Consider the following 24,254-nt stretch of genomic DNA (forward strand, 5'->3'; position numbering starts at 1 on the left):
TCTCATCAGTACGTCACTTCCTGGTCGCGGCGGCGGATCGTGGTGACCTCGTCGCGCTGATTGCCGGTCGGGCCGTGGTAGTTCATCGCGAAGGACTGCTGGGCGTAGCCGCCGATCAGGTGCGAGGGCTTGATCATCAGCCGGGTCAACGCGTTGTGGATGCCGCCGCGCTTTCCGGTGCGCTCGGTACGCGGCACGTCCACCGCGCGGTCCTGGGCGTGGTACATGAAGACGGTGCCCTCGGGCATCCGGTGGCTGACGATGGCGCGGGCGACGACGATGCCGTTCCGGTTGCTCGCCTCGATCCAGTCGTTGTCCGCCACACCGATCTTGGCGGCGTCCACGTCGGACATCCAGATGGACTGTCCGCCGCGCGAGAGCGTGAGCATGTGCAGGTTGTCCTGGTACGCCGAGTGGATCGACCACTTCGAGTGCGGGGTGAGGTACCGGACGGTGACGGTGCCGCCGACCCCGTTTCCGTGGGTCTCGCCCACTGCGGGCTCGCTGAACAGTGCCGTCATGTCGAGCGGCGGACGGAAGATCGGCAGCTGTTCACCGAGCTCGGCCATCCAGTCGTGGTCGAGGTAGAAGTGCTGTCTGCCGGTGAGGGTGTGCCAGGGCTTGAGCCGCTCGGTGTTGATGGTGAACGGCGAGTACCGCCTGCCGCCGGTCTCAGACCCCGACCATTCCGGCGAGGTGATCACCGGCACCGGCCGGGCCTGGGTGTCCGCGAAACGGATTCGGGTGCCCTCGTTCTCGGCGGCCAGGTCCACCAGCTCGGTCCCGGTGCGTTCCTGCAGGTGCTCGAAGCCCTGGGTGGCCAACCGTCCGTTGGTGGTGCCCGACAGCGCGAGGATCGCCTCGCAGGCGTGCTTGTCCTTGGCCAGCGAGGGACGCCCGGCCGCGACGCCGGTCTGCACCGTTCCGTTCACACCGCGCAGGTACTCGACCTCCTCGGTGGGATGGGTTGTGACTCCCTTGGTCGTGAGTCCGAGCTCCTCGACCAGCGGGCCGAGCGCGCCGAGCTTCTCCGCGATCGCCGAGTAGTCCCGCTCGACGACGACGATCTTCGGCATCGTCTTGCCCGGGATCGGCTCGCATTCACCACGTTTCCAGTCCAGCACCAGGCCGCCGGGCTGAGCGGTGGCGTCGTTGGTGTCGTGGATCAGCGGCATCGCGACGATGTCGCGCCGGGTGCCGAGGTGCTTTTCCGCAAGCCAGCTGAAGCCGCGGGCGATGCGATGGAACGCCTCGAAGTCGGTCTTGGTCTCCCATGGCGGGGAGATGGCGGGGGAGAAGGCGTGCACGAACGGGTGCATGTCCGTGCTGGACAGGTCGTGCTTCTCGTACCAGGTGGCCGCGGGCAGCACGACGTCGGAGAACAGCGTGGTGCTCGTCATCCGGAAGTCCAGCGTGGTGAGCAGGTCGAGCTTGCCTGCCGGGGCCTCGTCTCGCCAGATCAGTTCTTCGGGCCGAATGCCCTCGGAGTCGCGGGCATTGAGGTTCGAATCGGCGCCGAGCAGGTGCTTGAGGAAGTACTCGTTGCCCTTCGCGGACGAGCCGAGCAGGTTCGAGCGCCACACCGTGAGGCAGCGCGGGAAGTTCTCGGGCGCGTCCGGGTCCTCGACGGCGAACTGCAGGTGACCGGTCTTGAGGCCGTCCACCACGTGCTCGGCCGCGCTCTTGCCCAGCCGGTCCGCCTCGTCCGCCAGGTCGAGGGGATTTCGGTTGAAGGTCGGGTAGCTCGGCATCCAACCGAGGCGGGTGGCGAGGGCGATGTTGTCCGCCGCCGTGCGGCCCGCGAACGTGCCGTTCGCCAGCGGCGAGGACATCACCTCGGCGGTGAAGGGGTCGTAGCGCCACTGGTCGGTGGCCAGGTACCAGAAGATCGTGCCCTGCATCTGACGGGCGGGACGGGACCAGTCCGAGCCGAATGCGAGTGTCGCCCAACCAGTGACCGGTCGGCACTTCTCCTGTCCGACGTAGTGTGCCCAGCCGCCGCCGTTGACGCCCTGGCAGCCCGTGAGCATGGTCAGGGTGAGGAAGGACCGGTAGATCTGGTCGGAGTGGAACCAGTGGTTGGTGCCCGCGCCCATCAGGATCATCGACCGGCCGCCGGACCGGTCGGCGTTGTCGGCGAATTCACGGGCGACGCGCGCCGCGGCGGCCGCCGAGACGCCGGTGATGCCCTCCTGCCACGCCGGGGTGTATGGCTCCTCGGTGTCGTCGTAGCCGGTCGGCCAGTTGCCGGGCAGATCCGGGCGTCCGACGCCGTACTGGGCGAGCATGAGATCGAACACGGTGGTCACGCGCCTGCCGGCCACCATCCGGGTGGGCACCCCGCGGCGCAGCACCCCCGGAGTGGAGGTGTCGTAGCGCGGGAAGTCCACGGCGACCGCGTTTGTCGCCATGTCCGGGTCCTCGTGCATCGTCATCAGCGGGTCGACACCGTGCAGGTCGAGGTTCCAGTGGCCCTTGCCCGATTCGGTGAACCGGTGGCCAAGGGAACCGCCGGGGACGACCGTCTCGCCGGTCTCCGCGTTCAGCAGCACCGTCTTGTGCTCGGCGCCCTCCGCGGAGTCACCGAGATCGGCTGCGGTGAGGAACTTTCCTGGCACGTAGCCGTCGCCACGCTCGTCCAGCGTGATCAGGTACGGCAGGTCGGTGTACTTCTTGACGTAGTCGGTGAACCGTTCGGTGTTCTTCTCGACGAAGAACTCCTTGAGGATCACGTGGCCCATCGCCATCGCGAGGGCGCCGTCGGTGCCCGGGCGTGCGGGCAGCCACTGGTCCGCGAACTTCGTGTTGTCGGCGTAATCGGGCGAGACCACGACGACCTTCTGGCCGCGGTAGCGGGCCTCGGTCATGTAGTGCGCGTCCGGGGTTCGGGTGACCGGGACGTTCGAGCCCCACATGATCAGGTAGCCGGCGTCGAACCAGTCGGCCGATTCGGGCACGTCGGTCTGGTCGCCGAACACCTGCGGCGAGGCCTCGGGAAGGTCGGCGTACCAGTCGTAGAAGGACAGCATCGCGCCGCCGATCAGCGAGATGAACCGGGTGCCGACCGCGTGGCTGACCATCGACATGGCCGGGATCGGCGAGAACCCGGCGACGCGGTCGGGACCGTACTTCTTGATCGTGTGCACGTGCGCGGCCGCAACGATCTCGGCGGCCTCCCACCACTCGGCGCGGACGAATCCGCCCTTGCCGCGGGCGGACTTGTAGCGCTTGGACTTCTCGGGGTCGGACGCGATGTCCTCCCACGCGAGCACGGGGTCCTTGAGGCGTTCCTTGGCATCGCGGTACATCTCGAGCAGCACACCGCGCACGTACGGGTAGCGGACCCGCGCGGGCGAGTAGGTGTACCAGGAGAACGAGGCGCCGCGGGGGCAGCCGCGCGGCTCGTACTCGGGCTTGTCCGGGCCGATCGAGGGGTAGTCGGTCTGCTGGGCCTCCCAGGTGATGATCCCGTCCTTGACGTAGATCTTCCATGAGCAGGAACCGGTGCAGTTCACGCCGTGCGTCGACCGGACGACCTTGTCGTAGGACATCCGATCGCGATAGAACTCGTCCGACGAGCGGCCGCCGATCTGGTACAGCGTGCGCAGGTCCTCGGAGGCCTCGCCGCGCTGGAAGTGCTTGCCGAACTTGAGCAGGGAATCGGCGAGATCTGTTCCCACCACTCCGGTTGTGCTGCCGGGCTTGGTTGAGCTTGGCATCGGTACCTCTCCGAGGATCTTCGGGCCCGGCCGCCGGCTGGGCCCCACTTGTTGAGCTGCGTCTTGTGTGCCAGGTGCCTAGATGTCGACCATCACCATTCCGTCGACGACCCGGGCCGGGTAGATCTGCGCCGCACCGACACCCTCCGAGGTGCACGCGCCGGTGTCGAAGGAGAACGCGTACTGGTGCAGCGGACACATCACGACGCCGCCGTCGATCTGCCCGTCGGCGAGCGGGCCGCCCTTGTGCGGGCACACCGCGTCCATCGCGCGGATCGTGCCGTCCGACAACAGGAACACCGCCAGCTGGAGCCCACGGACGGCGTACGCCCTGCCCTCGCCCGGGGTCAGGTCGGTGACCGCGCCGAGCGTCGTCGGCGTCGCGCCCTCGGGGCACTTCGGCGAACGCAGCGCGGTCATCGGACCGGCACCTGAGGGAGCGGAAGCAGCGGAAGCGACGGCACGAACTGCGCGGGCGACTTCGGTTCGGTGCGTTCCTGCCACGGGTCGCGGTACCCCGCGACCGCGATCGCCATGCGCTCGTCCAACCCGGCCACGGCCCCTCCTCGTCGCGGATCAGTATGGCCTGCAAGTGTTCCAGTCCCACCCGTGGAACCCAGGCATATGTGCGTTCCAGCCACTTCGCGTCCTCGCGGTAGTACTGGATGAAGCGGCCGGCCACGTCGAGTACCGCGTCCGACGATTCGACGGTCGCGAGCAGATCACCCTTACGGATGTGGGCCCCCGCCGCGCCGCCGACATAGATCTCCCACCGGTCCTCGCCCACCGACACCACGCCGAAGTCCTTGCACAGCGCCTCGGAGCAGTTCCTCGGGCACCCCGCGACCGCCAGCTTGAGCTTGGCGGGCGTCTCGAGCCCCTGGAACCGGTCCTCGAGCGCGATGCCCAACGCGGTCGAATCGCCGAGACCGTACCGACAGAAGTCGCTGCCGACACAGGTTTTCACCGTGCGCATGCTCTTGCCGTAGGCGTAGCCCGAGGGCATGTCCAGATCACCCCACACCTTGGGCAGGTCTTCCTTGCGGATCCCGAGCAGGTCTATGCGCTGGCCGCCGGTGACCTTCACCAGCGGCACCTGGTACTTGTCGGCGACATCGGCGATGCGGCGCAGTTGGTCCGGGGTGGTCACCCCGCCCTTCATCTGCGGCACCACCGAGAAGGTGCCGTCCCGCTGGATGTTCGCGTGCACCCGGTCGTTGATGAAGAGGGCGCCGCGCTCGTCGACCCAGTCCGGTCCCCAGATGGTGCGCAGCAGTGAGGCCAGCGGCATCTTGGACCCCGCGTCCTCGGCGCCGTCGGCCGCGAGCGCCGTGAACACCTGGGAGACCGCGCGCAGGTCCTGCTCCCGGATCGCGGAGATCAGCTCGGCCTTGGTCATCGGGATGCACGGGACGTACCAGTCGGCGGACGGATCCGGCACCAGTGCGCCACCCGCCGCGCAGGCGACGATGTCGGCCACGAGCCCCTTGCAGGAGCCACACCCCTTTCCCGCCCTGGTCTTCGCGATGACCTCGCCGAGCGAGGACGCGCCGCCGTGCACACAGGACACGATGTCGCCCTTGCTGACCCCGTTGCAGTTGCAGACCTGGGTGTCGTCCGGCAGGTCGGCCGCGCTGGTCGCAGCGCCGCCGTCGGCGAGGTCGAACAGCAGGCTGAGGCGGTCCTCGGGGAGCTCGATCTTGCCGTCGAAGGCCTGGGTCAGCATGCCGGCCTTGCCGACCTCGCCCATCAGGGTCGCCCCGATCAGCTTGCCGTCGCGCACCACGACGTTCTTGTAGGTGCCGTTACGCGAATCGTAGAACTGGAGGAACTCGTCGCCGTCGAGTTCGGGGCCCTTCACACCCATCGCCGCGACATCGACGCCGGCGACCTTCAGCTTGGTGGTCGACCGCGAACCCTCGTAGGCGGCTTCGGGATTCGAGCCGGTGAGGTGCTCGGCCAGCACCACGGCCTGCTTCCACACCGGCGCGACGAGCCCGTACAGCTCGCCGCGGTGCTGTGCGCACTCGCCGACCGCGTACACCGAACCCTCGTCCTCGCAGCGCATCTGGTCATCGACGACGATGCCGCGTTCGATCACCAGTCCACCCGCGCGGGCCAGCTCGGTGTTCGGACGGATTCCGGCGGTGACGACGACCATGTCGGCGGCGAGGGAGCTGCCGTCCGTGAAGGCGACACCGGTCACGCGCCCCTGCTCGTCCCGGAGCACCGCGTCGGTCCGGACCGAGGTGTGCACACCCACGCCCAGCGCCTCGATCTTCGCGCGCAGTACCGATCCGCCGCGCTCGTCGAGCTGCTGGTTCATCAGGTGGCCGGGGGAGTGCACGACGTTCACCGTCAGCCCCTGGGTGCGCAGCCCGTAGGCAGCCTCGAGCCCGAGCAGACCGCCGCCGATGACCACCGCGGAGACGTCGTCCTCGGCCTGCGCCATCTGCAGCATGCCGTTCGTGTCGGCGATGGTGCGGAATCCGAACACGCCCCGCGCGAGCCGTCCGTCGGCCTCTCGCAGGCCGTCCATGTTCGGGAAGAAGGTGTTGCTCCCGGTCGCGACGATCAGAACGTCATAGTCGACCTCGCGGCCGCTCTCGCAGGTCACGGTCTTCGCGAAGCGGTCGAGCCGGATGGCGCGGTCGCCGGCGTACAGCGTCACGCCGTTCTCCCGGTACCAGCTCATCGGGTTGAGGATCAGGTCCTCGTCGTCGGTGCTCGACTCGCCCGCCAGCACGTGCGAGAGCATGATCCGGTTGTAGTTGCCGTACGGCTCGTCGCCGATCATCGTGATGTCGAACTGGTCGCGGCCGCCTCTGGCGAGGATCTCCTCCACCGTGCGGGCACCGGCCATTCCGTTGCCGATCACAACCAGTCGTCGCATCAGAGCACCACCTGTCCCGAGGTCCGTGACGGCCTCGCCGGTGTACCTGTCCACGCTGCGCAGGAACCGCCGTGTGCTCGTCATGGACTCGAGGGTGCTGCGCTCCGGTGACGAAGTGGCTGCGGAGAGGTTACGTGGGAATCAGGAAGAACTCACCGGCTTGATCGGCTACATGTCAGGACATGAATCACAGGCCTGTGATCTGGAGGGACCGGCCCGCGGGCCGGGGCCGATCCCGCCGAAAAGGCTCCCGCCGACCGGGAGAGACGAATCTCACAGACCGCCGAAGCTGCCCGGTCCACGCCTGCGCAGATAGCGCTCGAACTCCGCCGCGATGGCGTCGCCGTCGATCTTGGAGATGACCTCCGAGATGTCGACCTCCGCGTCGCCGCGCTCCTCCAGCGAGCGCACGTACTCGGTGATCTCCTCGTCGTCCTTGGTCATCTCGGTGACCGACTGCTCCCATTCCTCGGCCTGGGCGGGCAACTCGCCGAGCGGCACCTCCACGTCGAGCACCTCCTCCACCCGCTGCAGGAGCGCGACGGTGGCCTTCGGGTTCGGGGGCTGCGACACGTAGTGGGGGACAGCGGCCCAGAACGAGATCGCGGGCACCCCGGCCTTGACGCATTCGTCCTGGAGCACCCCGGTGATCCCGGTCGGCCCCTCGTACCGGGTCTGTTCCAGGTTGAACCGCTCGGCCGACTCCGTGCTGTACGCCGTGCCGGTGACGGGCACCGGCCGGGTGTGCGGGGTGTCCGCGAGCAGGGCGCCGAGGATGACCACCGTGGTGACGCCGAGGTCCTCGATGATCTCGAGCAGGTCGTCGCAGAAGCTGCGCCAGCGCATGTTCGGCTCGATGCCGCGCAGGATGAGCACGTCCCGTTCGCTGCCGGGGGCGAGCACACCGAGACCCGGGTGGCGGGCCACTCGATCTCGCGGGTGACCCCGTCGACCTGGCGAACCGTCGGACGATTGACCTGGTAGTCGTAGTAGTCCTCGGAGTCGAGCTCGGCCAGCGGTCGTGCGTCCCAGATGAGTTCCAGGTGCTCGACGGCGCCGCTGGCGGCATCGCCCGCGTCGTTCCAGCCCTCGAAGGCGGCGACGAGAATGGGGTCACGCAGCGCGGGCGCGTCGTGCTCGGACGTGACTTCGGGTTCGCTTGGACTCACCCGACCAGCCTACGACCAGGGTCCTTCAGGGGGCCCACTACTCTGGACGGCATGTCTGCCCCATTTCACTCCGCCCTGTTGGATGCGCTGTCGCAGCGCGTTGTCATCGGCGACGGTGCGATGGGAACCATGCTGCAGGCCGCGGACCTCACCCTCGACGATTTCCTCGGCCTCGAGGGCTGCAACGAGATCCTGAACGAAACCCGCCCTGACGTGCTCGCGGACATCCACCGGGCGTACTTCGAGTCCGGCGCCGACGCCGTCGAGACCAACACCTTCGGATGCAACCTGCCCAACCTCGCCGACTACGACATCTCGCACCGGATCCGCGATCTCTCCGAGCGCGGCACCCGGATCGCCCGCGAGGTCGCCGACGAGATGGGCCCCGGCCGGGACGGCATGGCGCGGTTCGTGCTCGGTTCGATGGGGCCGGGCACCAAGCTCCCCACCCTCGGGCACGCGCCGTTCGCGGTGCTCCGCGACGCGTACACCGAATCCGCGCTCGGCATGATCGAGGCGGGCGCCGACGCCATCCTGGTCGAGACCTGCCAGGACCTGCTGCAGGTCAAGGCCGCGATCATCGGCAGTCAGCACGCCATGGAAAAGCTCGGACGCCGGATTCCGATCATCACCCATGTCACCGTCGAGACCACAGGAACCATGTTGCTCGGCAGCGAGATCGGCGCCGCGCTGACCGCGCTCGAGCCGCTCGGCATCGACATGATCGGCCTCAACTGCGCGACCGGTCCCGCGGAGATGAGCGAGCACCTGCGGCACCTGTCCAAGCACTCGACGCTGCCGGTGTCAGTGATGCCGAACGCCGGACTCCCGGTGCTGGGCGCGAACGGCGCCGAATACCCGCTCACCGCACCGGAACTCGCGGAGGCCCTGAGCGGCTTCGTCTCCGAATTCGGGTTGGGCATGGTCGGCGGTTGCTGCGGCACCACGCCAGACCACATCCGTCAGGTCGCCGATGCGGTGCGCCTGGTCGAGAAGGCCACGCGCACGCCGGTTCCCGAGCCGGGCACGTCCTCGCTGTACGCCGCGGTCCCGTTCGAGCAGGACGCCAGCATCCTGGTCATCGGCGAGCGCACGAACTCCAACGGTTCCAAGGCATTCCGCGATGCGATGATCTCCGGTGACTTCGACCGGTGCATCGACATCGCGAAGGACCAGACCCGCGACGGCGCGCACATGCTCGACCTCAACGTCGACTACGTCGGGCGCGACGGCGCCGCCGACATGACCGAACTCGCGAGCAGGCTCGCCACAGCCTCGACGTTGCCGATCATGATCGACTCGACGGAACCGGACGTGATCCGGGCGGGCCTCGAGCACCTCGGCGGACGGTCCGCGGTCAACTCCGTGAACTACGAGGACGGCGACGGGCCGGATTCGCGATTCCAGAAGATCATGCGGCTGGTCAAGGAGCACGGTGCCGCCGTCGTCGCGTTGACCATCGACGAGGAGGGCCAGGCGCGCACCGCCGAGCACAAGGTGCGGATCGCGGAGCGGCTGATCGAGGACATCACCGCCAACTGGGGCCTCGACGAGTCCGACATCATCATCGACGCGCTCACCTTCCCGATCTCCACCGGACAGGAGGAGGTGCGGAAGGACGGCATCGAGACGATCGAGGCGATCCGACAGCTGAAGGCGTCTCACCCCCGCATCCACTTCACCCTCGGCATCTCGAACATCTCGTTCGGGCTGAACGCCGCCGCCAGGCAGGTCCTCAACTCGGTCTTCCTGCACGAGTGCACGGAGGCGGGCCTGGACACCGCGATCGTGCACGCGTCCAAGATCCTGCCGATGGCACGGATCCCCGAGGAGCAGCGCACGGTGGCGCTCGACCTGGTCTACGACCGTCGGAGCGAGGGCTACGACCCGCTGCAGAAGCTGATGGAGCTGTTCGAGGGCGTGTCCGCGGCCTCGGCACGCGAGACCCGCGCGCAGGAGCTCGCCGGTCTGCCCCTGTTCGAGCGGCTCGAGCGGCGCATCGTCGACGGCGAGCGCAACGGACTCGAGGCCGACCTCGACGAGGCGATGACCGAGAAGCCTCCGCTGGTGATCATCAACGAGACACTGCTCAACGGTATGAAGATCGTCGGCGAGCTGTTCGGTTCCGGGCAGATGCAGCTGCCCTTCGTGCTGCAGTCCGCCGAGGTGATGAAGGCGGCCGTCGCGTACCTCGAGCCGCACATGGAGGCCACCGACGAGGACGGCAAGGGCCGGATCGTGCTCGCCACCGTCAAGGGCGACGTGCACGACATCGGTAAGAACCTGGTCGACATCATCCTCAGCAACAACGGCTACGAGGTGGTCAACCTCGGCATCAAGCAGCCGATCGCGACCATTCTCGACGCGGCGATCGACAAGAAGGCCGACGTGATCGGCATGTCCGGGCTGCTGGTGAAGTCGACCGTGGTGATGAAGGAGAACCTGCAGGAGCTCAACGCCAAGGGCGTCTCCGAGCAGTTCCCGGTCCTGCTCGGCGGCGCGGCGCTGACACGGACCTACGTCGAGAACGACCTCGCCGACATCTACGAGGGCGAGGTGTCCTACGCGCGCGACGCCTTCGAGGGCCTGCGGCTGATGGACACGATCATGACCACCAAGCGCGGCGGGGGACCGGACCCGGACAGCCCCGAGGCGCTGGCCGCGAAGGAGAAGGCCGCCGAACGCAAGGCGCGGCACGAGCGGTCGAAGCGAATCGCCGAGGCGCGCAAGGCAGCCGAGGTCCCGGTCGAGGTGCCCGAACGTTCCGATGTCGCCACCGACATCGGTATCCCGACGCCGCCGTTCTGGGGCAGCCGCATCGTCAAGGGCATCTCGCTGGCGGACTATTCCGGCCTGCTCGACGAGCGGGCACTGTTCCTGGGGCAGTGGGGTCTGCGCGGGCAGCGGGCCGGTGACGGTCCCACCTACGAGGAGCTGGTGGAGACCGAGGGCAGGCCGCGGCTGCGCTACTGGCTGGACCGGCTCAGCACCGACGGCATCCTCGCGCACGCCGCGGTGGTGTACGGCTACTTCCCTGCGGTCTCCGAGGGTGACGACGTTGTCGTGCTCACCGAGCCGACTCCCGATGCGCCGGAACGGTTCCGGTTCACCTTCCCCCGTCAGCACCGGGACCGGTTCCTGTGCATCGCGGACTTCGTGCGCTCGCGCGAGGAGGCTCGCCGCACCGGCCAGGTCGACGTGCTGCCGCTGAACCTGGTGACGATGGGCCAGCCGATCGCGGATTTCGCGAACGAACTGTTCGCCGCGAACTCGTACCGGGACTACCTGGAGGTGCACGGCATCGGCGTGCAGCTCACCGAGGCACTCGCCGAGTACTGGCACCGCCGCGTCCGCGAGGAGCTGGTGCTGGCGGGAGGGCACAACCTCGCCGAGCAGGATCCCGACGACGTCGAGGACTTCTTCAAGCTCGGTTACCGGGGCGCCCGTTACTCGTTCGGTTACGGCGCCTGCCCCGACCTCGAGGACCGCGCCAAGATGGTGGCCCTGCTGGAGCCGGAACGGATCGGTGTGGTGCTGTCCGAGGAGTTGCAGCTGCATCCCGAGCAGTCGACCGATGCGTTCGTGCTGCACCACCCCGAGGCCAAGTACTTCAATGTCTGAGGCCTCGATGTTCGAGGCGGCGATGGCGGTGTCGGGTCCCGATCTCAAGGCTGTGCTCTGGGACATGGACGGCACGCTGCTCGACTCGGAGAAGCTCTGGGACGTCGCCATGCACGAGCTCGCCGCCGAACTGGGCGGGGTGATGACGCCGAGCACACGGCACTCGATCATCGGCGCCTCCGGGCCCGATGCGCTGGCGACGATTTTCGGGGCCCTCGAGCTCGATCCGACGGCCGCCGCCCTCGCGGACGCCGCGGCGTGGGTGAACGGCCGTGTCACCGAGCTGTTCTCGCTCGGCATCCCCTGGCGGCCGGGTGCACGGGAGGCGCTGCGCACGGTGCGCGAGAGCGGGTTGCGCACCGCGCTGGTGACCAACACCGAGCGGGTGCTGGCCGAGCAGGCGCTGGACACGTTGGGGCGCGAGCACTTCGACATCACCGTCTGTGGTGACGAGGTCCCGCGTGGCAAGCCGGAGCCGGATCCATACCTGCGCGCGGCGGAACTGCTCGGCATCGCTCCGGAACACTGCCTGGCTGTCGAGGATTCGCCGACGGGCTCGGCGGCCGCGGAGGCGGCAGGCTGCGCGGTCCTGGTGGTGCCGTGCGAGGTCGCGGTGCCGACCGGACCCCGGCGGGTGCACCGGGAGAGTCTCGAGGGGATCGGGGAATCGGGGTTCGCCGCGGCGTGGCGGACCGTCCACGCCTGAGCCGAGCCATGGCAGGATTCCTGGCATGACGCCTCGGTGGACCGGTCGGCTCCTGCGTGGAGTGGCCGCATCGACCGTGGCCATCGCCGTGCTGACGTCCTGCTCGGCCGGCGCCGGTCTGTCGAGTGCGGGCGGACCGGACACGTTCACCGTCGCCCTCACCGCGAAACCGGACAACCTCGACTTCACCCGCACCGCGGGCGCGGCGATCCCGCAGGCGTTGCTGGACAACGTGTACGAGGGGCTGGTCCGGCTCGACGAGCACGGTGCGATCGTTCCGATGCTGGCCTCCTCGTGGACGATCAGCCCGGACCGGACCGTCTACGAGTTCGTGCTTCGCGAGGACGCGTCCTTCTCCAACGGTGAGGCCTTCACCTCCGAGGACGTCAAGTTCAGCCTCGACCGGGTCAAGACCGAGTGGACCGCGAACTCGCCTGCGCTGATGGCCGTGGTGGATCGGGTGGAGACACCGTCGCCGCACCTGGCCCGGGTGATCCTGCGGGCGCCGAGCAATGCGTGGCTGTTCGCGATGACCGGTCCCGTCGGCGCCATGTTCACCCCACGCGGTGTCACCCAGCTGGCCACCACCGCGATCGGAACCGGCCCGTTCACCGTGGCGCGCTGGAACCCGGGCTCGGAGCTGGTGCTCGCGGCCAACCCCCGCTACTGGGGCGCGCAACCGGCCATGAAGACGGTGCGGCTGAAGTACTTTGCCGATGCCACCGCGCAGGCGAACGCGATGCTCAGTGGCGGGGTGGACGCGATCTACAGCCTCGGGGCTCCGCAACTGCTCGGTCAGTTCAGCGCGGATCCCCGGTTCCGGGTCGTCGAGGGCGGCACCAACGGCGAGGTCACGCTGTCGATGAACGGAGCCGTCGCGCCCTTCGACGACATCAGGGTCCGCCGGGCGGTGATGTACGCCGTGGATCGGAAGGCCGTGCGGGACACCGCGTATGCGGGCTACGGCGAGCTCATCGGATCGATGGTGCCGCCCACCGACCCCTGGTACGAGGACCTCAGCGCCGTGTACCCGTTCGATCCGCAGCGAGCCCGCGAGTTGCTGGCCGAGGCGGGCATCCCGAATCCCGTGGTGCGGTTCGACGTGCCGAACCTGCCCTATGCCACGGCCGCCGCGCAGGTGGTGAGTTCCCAACTGCAGCAGGTCGGTTTCACCGTGAAGACCAACCCGGTCGAGTTCCCAGCGGTCTGGCTCGATTCCGTGTTCGGCCGACATGCCTACCAGATGTCGGTGATCCAGCACGCCGAGCCGCGCGACATCACCACCTTCGGCAATCCCGACTACTACTGGGGCTTCCGCAATCCCGAGGTCACGCGCTTGCTCGCGGAGGCAGACGCGGCGGACGAGGCCGGCTACATCGAGAAGATGCGAACGGTGGCGCGAACGATCACCGACGAGGCGGCGGCGAACTGGCTCTTCCTCTTTCCGCTGCTGGCGGTGACCGACGCCGACATCTCCGGGCTCCCGGCGAACGCGACATCGCTGGCGCTCGACCTGTCCCGGGTGCGGCGCGGGTAGGGCGGCGTGATGGCGATGCAGTTGGTCCGGCGGCTGGGCATCTTCGCGCTCACCGCGGCGTTCGCATCGGTGCTCGTGTTCGCGTTGCTGTCGGTGCTCCCCGGCGATCCGGCACGGATCGCACTGGGGGTGCAGGCCACGGCAGAGGAGGTGGCCAGGGAGCGGACCGCGATGGGCCTCGACGCACCGGCCCATGTGCGCTACGGCAATTGGGTGTGGGGCATGCTGCACGGCGACATGGGCGAGTCCTACCTGACCAGGCAGCCGGTCGGGCCGGAGATCTTCGATCGACTGCAGGTCACGCTCTGGGTCGTCGGCGCGGCCATGGTGGTTGCGCTGGTCGTCGCGATCCCGCTCGGGGTCCTGGCCGCGGTCCGGCGCAACCGCGCAGACGGGGTGCTGATCGGCGGGATCAGCCAGGTGGGCATCGCGATCCCGGCTTTCCTCGCCGGCGTGCTGTTGGTCACCGTGTTCGCGGTCGAGCTGGGCTGGTTGCCGTCGAGCGGGTGGCAGGCGCCGATCGAGGGGATCGGCGGGTTCCTCAGCTACCTGACGCTGCCAGCGTTGGCACTGGGACTCGTGCAGGGCTCGGTGCTGACGCGGTATGTCCGGTCCGCGGTGCTCGACGAGCTGGGCGCGGACTACCTGCGGACCGCGCGGGCCAAGGGCCTGACCCGGACGGGAGCGCTGCTGCGCCACGGGTTGCGCAATGCCGCCGTGCCGGTGGTCACCGTCGCAGGCCTCCAGCTGGCCACGCTGCTGATCGGGGCGGTCGTCGTCGAGCGGGTCTTCGTGGTGCCGGGGCTCGGCAGTCTGTTGCTGGACAAGGTGGGTCAGCGGGACATGGCGGAGGTGCAGTCCATCGTGATGGTGCTGGTGTTGATGGTGCTGCTGCTCAATCTGGTGGTGGACCTGCTCTACACCGCGATCGATCCCCGCATGCGGAGCGCGGCATGACACAGCATGCGGAGCGCGGCATGAAACGGGTTCGGTGGTCGGGCACGCTGACCCTTGGCGTCGGACTGGTCGCCTCGGTGGTGCTGGCCGCGCTGCTCTCCTTCGTCTGGACACCCTACGACCCGACCGTGGTCGACGCCGGTGCGCGGCTGGTGCAGCCGAGCGCCCAACACTGGCTGGGCACCGATGATTTCGGCCGGGACATCCTCAGCTCGCTCCTCGTCGGTGCCAGGACGACGCTGCTGGTCGGCGTCGTGGCCGTGGCCATCGCGGCGTCGATCGGCATCCCGATCGGGGTGGCCGCCGGGATGCGCCCCGGTGTGCCGGACGAGATCCTGATGCGCGGCAACGACGTGCTGCTGGCGTTCCCCGCGTTGCTGCTGGCCATCGTCTTCGCCGCGGTCTGGGGCGGGTCGACGGTGACGGCGATGACCGCGCTCGGCGTCGGGACAGCGCCCGCATTCGCTCGCGTCGCCCGCGGCGGCACCAGACAGGTGATGGCCAAGGACTACGTGCTGGCGGCGCGGGCGGCGGGCAAGAGCCCGCTGCGGATCGCGCTGAGGCACGTGCTGCCCAACATCTCCAGCGCGCTGATCGTGCAGGCGTCTGTGACCTTCGCGATCGCCGTGCTTGCCGAGGCGGCCCTGTCCTATCTGGGCTTCGGGACCCCGCCGCCGACCCCCTCGTGGGGCCGGATGCTGCAGGAGTCGCAGCCGTACCTGTACCTGCAGCCGGCGGTGATGCTGTGGCCCGGCCTGGCGATCGCGCTGACCGTGCTCGGGTTCAACCTGCTCGGCGACGGGCTTCGCGACCGATTCGACCCGAAGACGGTGCGGCAGTGACGGGCTCGTTGGTCGAGGTCTCGGACCTCACCGTCCGCGCTGGCGGTCGCACCCTGCTGGACGGCATCGGGTTCAGCATGAACCGGGGCGAGCGGCTGGGGCTGATCGGCGAATCCGGTTCGGGCAAGTCGCTGACCGCGCTGAGCCTGATGGGGCTGTTGCCGGACCAGCTGTCGGCGACCGGTTCGATCGCCCTCGACGGAGTCGACGTGAATCTCGTCGGTGCTCCGGAGCGGCTGCTGACCGCCCTGCGGGGAGACGACCTGGGGATGGTCTTCCAGGAGCCGATGACCGCGCTGAACCCGCTGATGAAGGTGGGCAGGCAGGTCGCCGAGGTGATCGAGCTGCACGACTCCGCGCTGAGCCGCGCAGGACGCCGGGAGGCCGTGCTGGCGCAGCTCGCGGCCGTCGATCTTCCCGACCCGGCGCGCATCGCCCGGTCATATCCGCACGAACTGTCCGGTGGACAGCGGCAGCGGGTCCTGATCGCCATCGCGATGGCGAACCGCCCGCGGGTGTTGATCTGCGACGAGCCGTCCACCGCCCTCGACGTGACGGTGCAGGCGCAGATCCTCGACCTGATCGACACCACGGTCCGCGAGCACGACACCGCGTTGCTGTTCATCACCCACGACCTGGCCGTGGTGTCCGCGCTGTGCGACCGGGTGCTGGTGATGCGGGACGGGTCGATCCTCGAGTCCGGACCGATCGAGCGGGTGTTCGGTGCACCGCAGCACCCCTACACCCGGGCCCTGCTCGAGGCGTCGGACCTGAGCGGATCGACGCTGGGGGATCGGTGGCGGCCGGATCGGTGCAGGGGGAGCGCACGGTCGCCGCGCCGGTGTCGAACGAACACGTCGAGCCGCTCGTGTCCGTACGGGGGCTCAGCCGCACCTACAGGGGATCGCGGTCCTCGCTGTGGCGTCGGGCGGATCCCGTGCACGCACTGGCCGGCGCGTCGTTCGACATCGGTCGCGGCCAGCGGTTCGGCGTGGTCGGCGAATCCGGCTCCGGCAAGTCCACGTTGATCCGGCTGTTGTGTGCCCTCGACACACCGACGGCGGGTTCGATCGTGGTGGACGGGCAGCAGGTCGCCGGGGCGCGGGAACGGGAGCTGCGGCAGTTCCGGCGGGATGTCTCCATCGTCTTCCAGGATCCGATGGGTTCGCTGGACCCGCGGATGAAGGTCGGCGACGTGGTGTCCGAGCCGCTCGACACGCGCACGGGCTCGGCCGAGGCCGTCGCCCAGATCCTCATCGCCGTCGGGCTCGAACCGGAGATGGCGCACCGGTATCCACATCAGTTCTCCGGCGGTCAGCGTCAGCGCATCTCGATCGCCCGCGCCCTGATCACCAAGCCGAAGATCCTGGTGGCGGACGAGCCGGTCAGCGCGCTCGACGTCTCGGTACGCGCTCAGGTCCTCGACCTGCTGGCCGAGCTGGTCGACGAGTACCGGCTGACGTTGCTGTTCGTCTCGCACGATCTGGCCGTGGTCCGGCACGTGTGCGACGTGGTCGCGGTGATGCATCGGGGCCGGATCGTGGAGTGCGGACCAACCGAGGACGTGTACGAGCGGCCACGGGAGGAGTACACCCGAACGCTCATCGCGAGCGCCCCGAAACTGGTCCTGCCGGACCTCTGACCGTCCGTGGTGACTGCGTGCAGGTCGCTCGAAACAACACCACGGGCGGGTTGTGGCGGGGCGGTGGGGAGTCCCGGCTCGTCCGTGAAAGAATCGTGACCCGTGAAGACCTTCGATTCGCTGTTCGCCGAGCTGACCGACCGTGCCGCCACCCGTCCCGAGGGCTCCGGCACCGTGGCCGCGTTGGACGCGGGCGTCCATGCGCAGGGCAAGAAGGTGCTCGAGGAGGCGGGTGAGGTGTGGATCGCCGCCGAGCACGAGAGTGACGAGTCGCTGTCCGAGGAGATCTCGCAGCTGCTCTATTGGGTGCAGGTGCTGATGGTCGGTCGTGGACTCAAGCTCGAGGACGTCTACCGACATCTGTGAGTCGCGCTCCGCACCGACTCCGCACGTCCTCAGGCCACATTCTTGCCACTTCCGGAAGGAACACCCCATGCTGCGCGTCGCAGTACCGAACAAGGGCTCGCTGTCCGAGTCAGCCGCCGAGATCCTCGACGAGGCCGGCTACCGCCGCCGTACCGACTCCCGCGACCTGACCGTCCTCGATCCGGCCAACCAGGTCGAGTTCTTCTTCCTCCGCCCCAAGGACATCGCGATCTACGTCGGGTCCGGCGAACTCGACCTCGGCATCACCGGTCGTGACCTCGCCCTCGACTCCGGCGCCCCGGTTTCCGAGCGGCTGTCCCTCGGGTTCGGTCGTTCGAGCTTCCGCTATGCGGCCCCCGCGGGCAAGGACTGGTCGCCCGCCGACCTGGCAGGGCTGCGGATCGCCACCTCGTACCCGAATCTGGTCCGCAGGGACCTCGCCGCCCGCGGCATCGAGGCGACCGTCATCCGTCTGGACGGCGCCGTGGAGATCTCGATCCAGCTCGGCGTCGCGGACGCCATCGCCGATGTCGTCGGTTCCGGCCGCACGCTTCGCCAGCACAACCTGGTGGCCTTCGGCGAATCCCTGTGCGACTCCGAGGGCGTGCTCATCCAGCGCGAGGGCTCGGACGGCACCGACAAGGCCCGTAACCAGCTGATCGCCCGTGTGCAGGGCGTGGTGTTCGCGCAGCAGTACCTGATGCTCGACTATGACTGCCCGCGGGGGCTGCTCGACGAGGCGCTGCGGATCACGCCTGGCCTGGAGTCGCCGACGATCTCGCCGCTGGCCGATGAGGCGTGGGTCGCGATCCGCGCGCTTGTGCCGCGCAAGGTCAGCAACGATGTGATGGATCAGCTCGCCGAGATCGGCGCCAAGGCGATCCTGGCGTCCGACATCCGGTCCTGCCGGGCCTTCTGACGCGGCAGCTTCCGCGTAGAGCAACGTCGACGGCCCCGGTCACACCTCAGGTGTGACCGGGGCCGTCGACGTTCCGTGGTCAGTACAGCCGGCGCTCGTGAATCCTGCGGTCGAACGCCGGGACGGGCCCGCCGTCGCGGAGGATCGTCGCGAGGGCCGGATCGGCCAGGTGTAGTCGTCCGATGGCGACCAGGTCGAACTCCTCGTCCTCCAGTCGGCGGAGGAGCCCATCGAGATCGGCTGGACCCGGCGTGCCTGCATCGCGGAGCGACTTGTCGAGCCCGACGCTGCCCACCGCCATGCTGACCGCGCCGGTCAGCTTCTTCGCCCAACCGGCCAGGGTCAGCTCGCTGCCCTCGAACGCGGGGGCGTCGAACCGGCGGATGCTCGCGTCGAGCACGTCCACGCCGGCCTCGACCAACGCGTTGAGGACGACGGCGAGCTCGTCGGGGGTGTTCGCGATCCGCGCCTCGTAGTCCTGCTGCTTGTGCTGGGAGAACCGGTAGAAGATCGGCAGGTCGGGACCGATCTCACGCCGGATCGCCCGCACCACCTCGACCGGGAACCGAGTGCGTCGTTCCAGGTCACCTCCCCAGTGATCGTTTCGCCGGTTCGTCGACTCCCACAGGAAGGCGTCCAGCAGGTAGCCGTGCCCGGCGTGGATCGCGATCCCGTCGAACCCGGCGTCCACCGCATTGCGCGCCGACCGCACATACGCCGCGATGACCTCCGCGATGTCGTGCTCGGTCATCGCCGGGGTGGGAACGCTCGCCCGCGCGAGATAGTCCTCCGGATAGACGGTCTTGCCGACCCGGCCCCACAGCCCGGACGGGCGCATCGGGGTCAGTGCCGGATCCACCGCGCTCATCGCGCCCCACAGCGGACCGACGTGCCACAACTGGGGAATGATCCGGCCGCCGGCCGCGTGCACCTCGTCGACTACGGTGCGCCATCCCGCCAGCGCCGACTCACCGTGCAGGCGGGGCACTCTGGGGCTGTCGACTGCCGTCGGGTGGTCGATCGCCACGCCCTCGGTGATCAGCAGGCCGGTACCGCCCTCGGCGCGCCGCCGGTAGTAGGCGGCCACATCGGGGCTGGGCACCCCGGCAGGGGAGTGCTCTCGTGTCATGGGGGACATGACGATCCGGTTCGGCAGCGCCAGCGACCGGACCTGCAGCGGGGCGAAGAGCGGGTTCACAGCGCCTGCAGGTAGTCGAAGAAGCCCTCGGTCACGTCCTCGCGCAGCCGGGTGAGCTTCCGATAGCTGATCAGCCAGCGCCCGTTCACCTTTCGGTACTCCTCGTGGTAGTGCCCGTAACCGTGGAGATGCTCCTCGTGGTCGCCGTTGGTCCACCACAGCTTGTCCTCCATCGCCCAGATCCCGCGGGCGGTGTCGTCAGAGGTCAGCTCGATCTCCGGGGCGTGGCCGTGGTGCACGGTGGTCACCGCGGTCGGTCCGCCGAGCAGGGTGCTGATCGCTCGGGTCAGTCTGTCCTTGCCCACGACGCGGTTCGAGGTGCCCTCGGTCTGCGGCTGCTTGTCTCCTGGCAGGCCGCCCCACGTCTCGGAGACCACGTCGTCGGTGTGCAGCGTGGGGTAGACGTCCCACTGCTTGTTGTCCATGCATCGCAGCCGCGCCGCGAAGGTGTGCTTGATCTGTTCGATCGCCAGGAGTTGTTCGGGGACGGTCAGTGTGAGCTCGGATTTCATGGCAACACGCTGTCAGCGGTCCGCCGTGTGGGCAATTCCACTTTCCGATCAGCGGACTAAGGCGAGGTCACGGCCGGGAGGACCGGTCACGTCCGCGGCCCCGCCGCTCCGGTGAGGTCGAAGTAGTGCGCGATCGCCGCTGCCGCCATCCGCACGGGTGCCGCATGCCGTTGGTCGAACTTCAACCGGTCCATCGGTCCACTGACCGACAGGCCCACCTCCGCACCGCCGAGGGAGCCGACCCGCGCTCCGATGCAACCGAACCCGGTGACACAGGTACCGAACGAGACACCGGGCCGTGGTGCCGCCGTGAGCAGCGCCTTGCCTATCGTCGACGATCGCGCGGGTATGCGCGTCCCGACCCGTGTCCGCAGATGGGGCGCCGCGGCGCCACCCACCTTCTCGAGGTAGAGCACGTCCTTGCCGTCGAGAATGCCCAGATGCACGACGTGGCCCGTCACCAGGTGCAATTCGCGAAGCAGCGGTGCCACCACTCGGTCGGCACTGTCCCGGTACAGCGACAAGGCCCCGAGTTCGTACTCGACACCGTTGCGGCGGAGGAACTTCGGATATGTCTCTACACGCGCCGACTTTGCATATTTCGGTGTCGATACTGAATCTCTCGACTATTCCACGGCGGACTACGTGCTGCGCAGCGTGAGCGTCCTGTATCCCGCTCTCGTGGTCCTGCTGGCACTGGGCTGTGCGATGTTCTGGATCCGCGAGTTCGGTCGGCGAGCGCTCAGTCACGGCCAGGAATCTGTTTTCGTTCACCGCGCCGGATGAGTCGTGGTATTTGCCGGCGCGCTGCTGGCCGCCCTAGCGGTGTTGGGGCCCGTGCCGCCTCGGATTTCGGTGCGCGGTACTGATTCCGATGGCGCCGGCCGTAGGGGCGGTGCTGGTCGTGGCGGGATTCGGGGTTGTGGCGGTACTCCGGTTCGGCGATTCGGTGCGTTCCACCACTCCCGCGGAGCGGTTCACATACCGCTATGAGTGCCTTCCGCCCCTTGTTGTCCGAGCCGACCGTTAGGTGCTGGTGCCTGCCCGGTGGACGGTCGGATACAGATGCACATTGACCGTGCCAATCGATGACACGGCGCGAATCAGCCTGACGAAGGCTGGAAGGGCTCGCCGCCAACAAGGAGGCGACCAATTGGGATGCGAAATGGCAATGCTCCGAGGTCGCCCCCCTTCTGAGAGAACGTGCATCCGGTGGTGCAACCGGGCGAAGGATGGTCGGCCCTACTGTGGTGTGTCCACCGGGCAAGTGTTCGAGCATGGGGTAGTCCATTCGATGAGGGCGACGATCGCCGAACCTGGTAGACCGCTGCCGGATCAATCCCCCAATAGGTCCCGTACAACGGCGGTCGCGTAGCCCAGATGTTGTAGTGCTTCTAGATCGGCTGCACTGGAGATGATTTCGACGTAGCGTTGGTTGGAGTCCCATTCGAGATCGAATCCCTGGTCGAGCAGTGCCTGCACTTGTTTGCCCGGGGTTGTTCCCGATAGGGGTTCGATATGCACGAGCAGACGCGGCCACCGGCGTTCAGGCAATGGCTCGACGTACCAGGGCCCGTCGGTTGCTGGGATGAGTGAGAGCGGCGGAACCTCGTTGTCGGCGGCTGCGGTGCGGTCGCGCAGCAGCTTTGGGATGTCGAGCCCGGTTTCACCGGTGGCGCACCAGCAAAGGCTCCGTAGCGCCGCTGCGACCTCGAGGGCTGCGGTGATCGCCTGTTCGATCGGCGGCTGGAAATCCTGCCCGCATTCGAGGTCGAAACCGAAAATGTGGTGGTCGAAGAACAGGCATTCGTCGGTGGTGCCGCGTGGTTGCTGGTGGTACCAGTGCTGTAAGACATGCCCTGCACTTGCCGGATGGCTTCGACCATGCGGTTTTGGAGGTGCTTGTAGACGATCTCGTCTGCCGGAGACACCGGAAGTGATGGGATGTAGGTTCCCCCACCGGGGTTGGGCCGGAAGATGGCCTGGCCGTGGGAGTGGCTGTCTATCGCGAACAGCAGCGAATGCTCGACTGTCGCAACGTGCGCAATGTTGGCGGACTCGGGCTCAGACAGCGGTGCGGGCCCGTGGTAGACGTCTGCGCAGGATGTCGCCGAGGAGCCGGCGTCACCGAAGTAGCGCGGGAAGTTTCGGTTGCAGTCGACCCCTGGGCAGGCCGGCGGAGGGGCCGGGCGCAGATTCTTGCGCCACATCCGTCGGCCCTGGTCGAAGAAGCTGAGTCTCGCACCATCTGGGTTGGATTCGGGAACGATCAGTACTTCGACGCGGTTCAGAGTCTGCACAACTTGGTGCACCGTCGGGTTCGGGTCGCTGGGCCGATAGTTCTCGACCAACTGACTTGCAGTCTCGACGATGGCGAGGGCGTTGATCCATTCCCGCGCATGTTGGGACCGCATGAGCAGCACTGCCGGTTTCCGGCGTGGGCCGCCTGGGGCCGTGATCCGCAGCACGTGCATCGGGTGCATACCTCGCGCATCAACTCGAGTGCCGAAGTATCCGTGTGTCCGATGGGGCAGTGTGTCGATCCGGCACAGCTCGGGATGGGCACTGGCAATCGTGCGGATCTCAACATCGGCGGCAATCGGATCCAGGTACTTCGATACGAACCCACTGCGGAAGCTCATCACCACCACCCGTTGCCGCGGCCATATCTGTAGGCGGCATAGACGTCGACACGGCCGGCGCCGAAGTGATTCTCCTTGTCGCGAGTCTGTCCGGCGACACGGACGGCAGTACTTTCCAGCGCTTCCTGGACGCGGTGGGGAATGATGGGCTGTCCTGCTTGCATGCATGCTTGCGCCAGCAGCACGAGGCAGCCGCCGACGTGTGGAGTTGCTGCTGAGGTTCCACCGAAACCGCTGTACGGCGTAGCCGAAGGCGCACCCTCCTGGTACAGCCAATTGCACGAGGTCGTCCCCGGCCCGGGCGCACACAAGTCGGGTTTCATCAGCCCAGGCCGGGCACCGCCTTGATACGGATAATCGGTGAACGGAACCGAGTTCCATTCCGCGGGTCCCCGGCCCGAGTACCCGGCGAGTTTGTCGGCGTTGTCAGTCGCACCGCACCCGATCGCGGACGTCCTTCCCCGACCGGGGTCTGCAGGGGATGCAACCGGGGGGCGGGCAGTTGCCGGGGGTGGCTATGTTGTAAGGCACCGGGTAGATCGAAGGCTGGTCGCCCTGATTTCCGATGCTGTTGGCGTGCAGGATTCGGGCCGCGGCCAACGCCTCACAGGCGCGTCTCCACCCGGTGTAGTTCGGGTTGTTCGGATACTTCCACGACATCGACATACTGATCACCCGCACGCCATGGTCGATGGCGAATTCGAACGCCTTCCAGTAGTTCCGTTCTTGTCCGCCCACGCGCAGCGCCATCACCGTCGCCTCGGGCGCGACACCAGTGCCCTGGCCTTTCGCACCGTTTCCCGCGACGATTCCCGCACACGAGGTACCGTGCCCGGCCTCGTCGATCGGATCCGTGTCCTCGGAGGCGAAGTCGTATCCGTGTTTGGGGTAACTCGCGCCCCCGTTCCACATCTGGGATTTCAAGTCGGGGTGGTGATAGTTCACGCCGGTGTCGATGACCGCGGCCAATACACCCCGACCGGTGATACCCAGCTGCCACAGCATCGGGGCATTGATTCGTTGAACGCTCCAGGTCGGAGTCGGCGGCGAGTCGGCCGCATCGTCCGCTGGTGCCGAGGTGGCGCGTGTCTTGCGCGTGGTGCGCGTTGCGGATCGGTCATCAAGCAGCTCTTCGATGTCGACGGTGCGTGACACGTCCACGGTGAGTACGTCGTCGCGCTCGAGCAGCTGGCGCAGGATGTCGGGGGTGACCCGCGCCGAGATCGAGTTCGTCACCCAGGACGTGTCGACGGCCTGCACCTTCGGCACCGCGACGGCGTCATCAACGGTGAGCTCGGACGCGGAGGCCGCGCTGAGGTAGTCGAGTAGTCCCTGCTGCTCGGCGGCGGCTTGTGCTTTGATGCCTTCGACGGCGGGTGCCGCAGTGTCCTCGTCGGAGCGCTCGAGGGCGTCCGCTGCGGGTTCGCCGCGTAGGAAGATGGTCACCTCGAGTGTGTCGTAGTCGCGGGCGTTCTCCAGCATGATCTGAAGGTCGCCGCTGGCTTTGCTGTTCATGTCGGGATGCCTTCTG

The 24,254-nt window shown here is 68.0% G+C and carries 17 protein-coding genes and 2 pseudogenes; 9 read left to right on the forward strand and 10 right to left on the reverse strand.

Going from position 1 to position 24,254, the window contains the following annotated elements; all coding sequences use genetic code 11:
- Window positions 1–5 precede the first annotated feature (5 nt).
- The 4 genes and pseudogenes from BTZ20_RS12810 to BTZ20_RS12825 all read right to left on the reverse strand — a co-directional run bounded on the left by BTZ20_RS12810 (window position 6) and on the right by BTZ20_RS12825 (window position 7,781).
- Window positions 6–3,719: a nitrate reductase subunit alpha gene (locus tag BTZ20_RS12810; RefSeq protein ID WP_077041627.1), complete on the reverse strand. Its 3,714-nt coding sequence runs from the start codon at window positions 3,717–3,719 to the stop codon at window positions 6–8.
- Window positions 3,720–3,797: 78 nt separating this feature from the next.
- A complete protein-coding gene (locus BTZ20_RS12815) occupies window positions 3,798–4,139 on the reverse strand; it encodes a Rieske (2Fe-2S) protein (protein WP_077041628.1) in 342 nt (113 codons plus the stop codon).
- A pseudogene (gene nirB / locus BTZ20_RS12820) lies at window positions 4,136–6,612 on the reverse strand (nitrite reductase large subunit NirB). The gene BTZ20_RS12815 and the pseudogene nirB overlap by 4 nt, the downstream one beginning before the upstream one ends.
- A 273-nt stretch (window positions 6,613–6,885) precedes the next feature.
- Window positions 6,886–7,781, reverse strand: a pseudogene (locus BTZ20_RS12825) (PAC2 family protein).
- Window positions 7,782–7,832: 51 nt separating this feature from the next.
- Between BTZ20_RS12825 and metH the strand changes: the two are divergent.
- The 9 genes from metH (at window position 7,833) to hisG (ending at window position 18,371) form a co-directional block, all read left to right on the forward strand.
- A complete protein-coding gene (gene metH / locus BTZ20_RS12830; RefSeq protein WP_077041629.1) occupies window positions 7,833–11,402 on the forward strand; it encodes a methionine synthase in 3,570 nt (1,189 codons plus the stop codon).
- Between the two features lie 7 nt (window positions 11,403–11,409).
- Window positions 11,410–12,108: an HAD family hydrolase gene (locus tag BTZ20_RS12835; RefSeq protein ID WP_411269147.1), complete on the forward strand. Its 699-nt coding sequence runs from the start codon at window positions 11,410–11,412 to the stop codon at window positions 12,106–12,108.
- 25 nt (window positions 12,109–12,133) lie between these two features.
- Window positions 12,134–13,645, forward strand: a complete 1,512-nt coding sequence (locus tag BTZ20_RS12840; protein WP_077041630.1) for an ABC transporter substrate-binding protein — start codon at window positions 12,134–12,136, stop codon at window positions 13,643–13,645.
- A 9-nt stretch (window positions 13,646–13,654) separates the two neighbouring features.
- The gene (locus BTZ20_RS12845) at window positions 13,655–14,602 is read left to right on the forward strand and encodes an ABC transporter permease (RefSeq protein WP_077041631.1); all 948 of its coding nucleotides are present in this window, start codon (window positions 13,655–13,657) and stop codon (window positions 14,600–14,602) included.
- Between the two features lie 20 nt (window positions 14,603–14,622).
- Window positions 14,623–15,444, forward strand: coding sequence for an ABC transporter permease (locus tag BTZ20_RS12850; protein ID WP_077043675.1), 822 nt, complete (start codon window positions 14,623–14,625; stop codon window positions 15,442–15,444).
- The gene (locus BTZ20_RS12855; RefSeq protein WP_077041632.1) at window positions 15,441–16,472 is read left to right on the forward strand and encodes an ABC transporter ATP-binding protein; all 1,032 of its coding nucleotides are present in this window, start codon (window positions 15,441–15,443) and stop codon (window positions 16,470–16,472) included. Before BTZ20_RS12850 ends, BTZ20_RS12855 begins: the two co-directional genes overlap by 4 nt.
- Window positions 16,436–17,086, forward strand: a complete 651-nt coding sequence (locus BTZ20_RS12860; RefSeq protein ID WP_189636715.1) for an ATP-binding cassette domain-containing protein — start codon at window positions 16,436–16,438, stop codon at window positions 17,084–17,086. The genes BTZ20_RS12855 and BTZ20_RS12860 overlap by 37 nt, the downstream gene beginning before the upstream one ends.
- 102 nt (window positions 17,087–17,188) lie before the next feature.
- Entirely contained in the window at window positions 17,189–17,452 is a 264-nt protein-coding gene (locus tag BTZ20_RS12865; protein WP_027501839.1) for a phosphoribosyl-ATP diphosphatase, read from the forward strand.
- Window positions 17,453–17,519: 67 nt separating this feature from the next.
- A complete protein-coding gene (gene hisG / locus BTZ20_RS12870) occupies window positions 17,520–18,371 on the forward strand; it encodes an ATP phosphoribosyltransferase (protein WP_077041634.1) in 852 nt (283 codons plus the stop codon).
- Between the two features lie 79 nt (window positions 18,372–18,450).
- Here the strand turns inward: hisG and BTZ20_RS12875 are convergent, their stop codons facing one another.
- From BTZ20_RS12875 to BTZ20_RS29050, 6 genes are all read right to left on the reverse strand, one after another.
- Window positions 18,451–19,569 (reverse strand): NADH:flavin oxidoreductase, encoded by a 1,119-nt coding sequence (locus BTZ20_RS12875; protein ID WP_077041635.1) that lies wholly within the window; start codon window positions 19,567–19,569, stop codon window positions 18,451–18,453.
- Window positions 19,566–20,081, reverse strand: coding sequence for a nuclear transport factor 2 family protein (locus BTZ20_RS12880; protein ID WP_077041636.1), 516 nt, complete (start codon window positions 20,079–20,081; stop codon window positions 19,566–19,568). The genes BTZ20_RS12875 and BTZ20_RS12880 overlap by 4 nt, the downstream gene beginning before the upstream one ends.
- Window positions 20,082–20,167: 86 nt before the next feature.
- Window positions 20,168–20,572: a hypothetical protein gene (locus BTZ20_RS12885; RefSeq protein WP_145982288.1), complete on the reverse strand. Its 405-nt coding sequence runs from the start codon at window positions 20,570–20,572 to the stop codon at window positions 20,168–20,170.
- A 903-nt stretch (window positions 20,573–21,475) separates the two neighbouring features.
- Window positions 21,476–22,723, reverse strand: a complete 1,248-nt coding sequence (locus BTZ20_RS12890) for a M14 family zinc carboxypeptidase (protein ID WP_189636647.1) — start codon at window positions 22,721–22,723, stop codon at window positions 21,476–21,478.
- Complete coding sequence (locus BTZ20_RS29815) at window positions 22,723–23,169, reverse strand: S8 family serine peptidase (RefSeq protein WP_083742655.1); 447 nt, start codon at window positions 23,167–23,169, stop codon at window positions 22,723–22,725. Before BTZ20_RS29815 ends, BTZ20_RS12890 begins: the two co-directional genes overlap by 1 nt.
- On the reverse strand, window positions 23,150–24,238 hold the full coding sequence (locus tag BTZ20_RS29050) for a S8 family peptidase (protein ID WP_077041640.1): 1,089 nt from the start codon (window positions 24,236–24,238) through the stop codon (window positions 23,150–23,152). Before BTZ20_RS29050 ends, BTZ20_RS29815 begins: the two co-directional genes overlap by 20 nt.
- Window positions 24,239–24,254 lie beyond the last annotated feature (16 nt).

Source organism: Rhodococcus sp. MTM3W5.2 (assembly GCF_001984015.1).
Classification (GTDB): domain Bacteria; phylum Actinomycetota; class Actinomycetes; order Mycobacteriales; family Mycobacteriaceae; genus Rhodococcus_G; species Rhodococcus_G oryzae.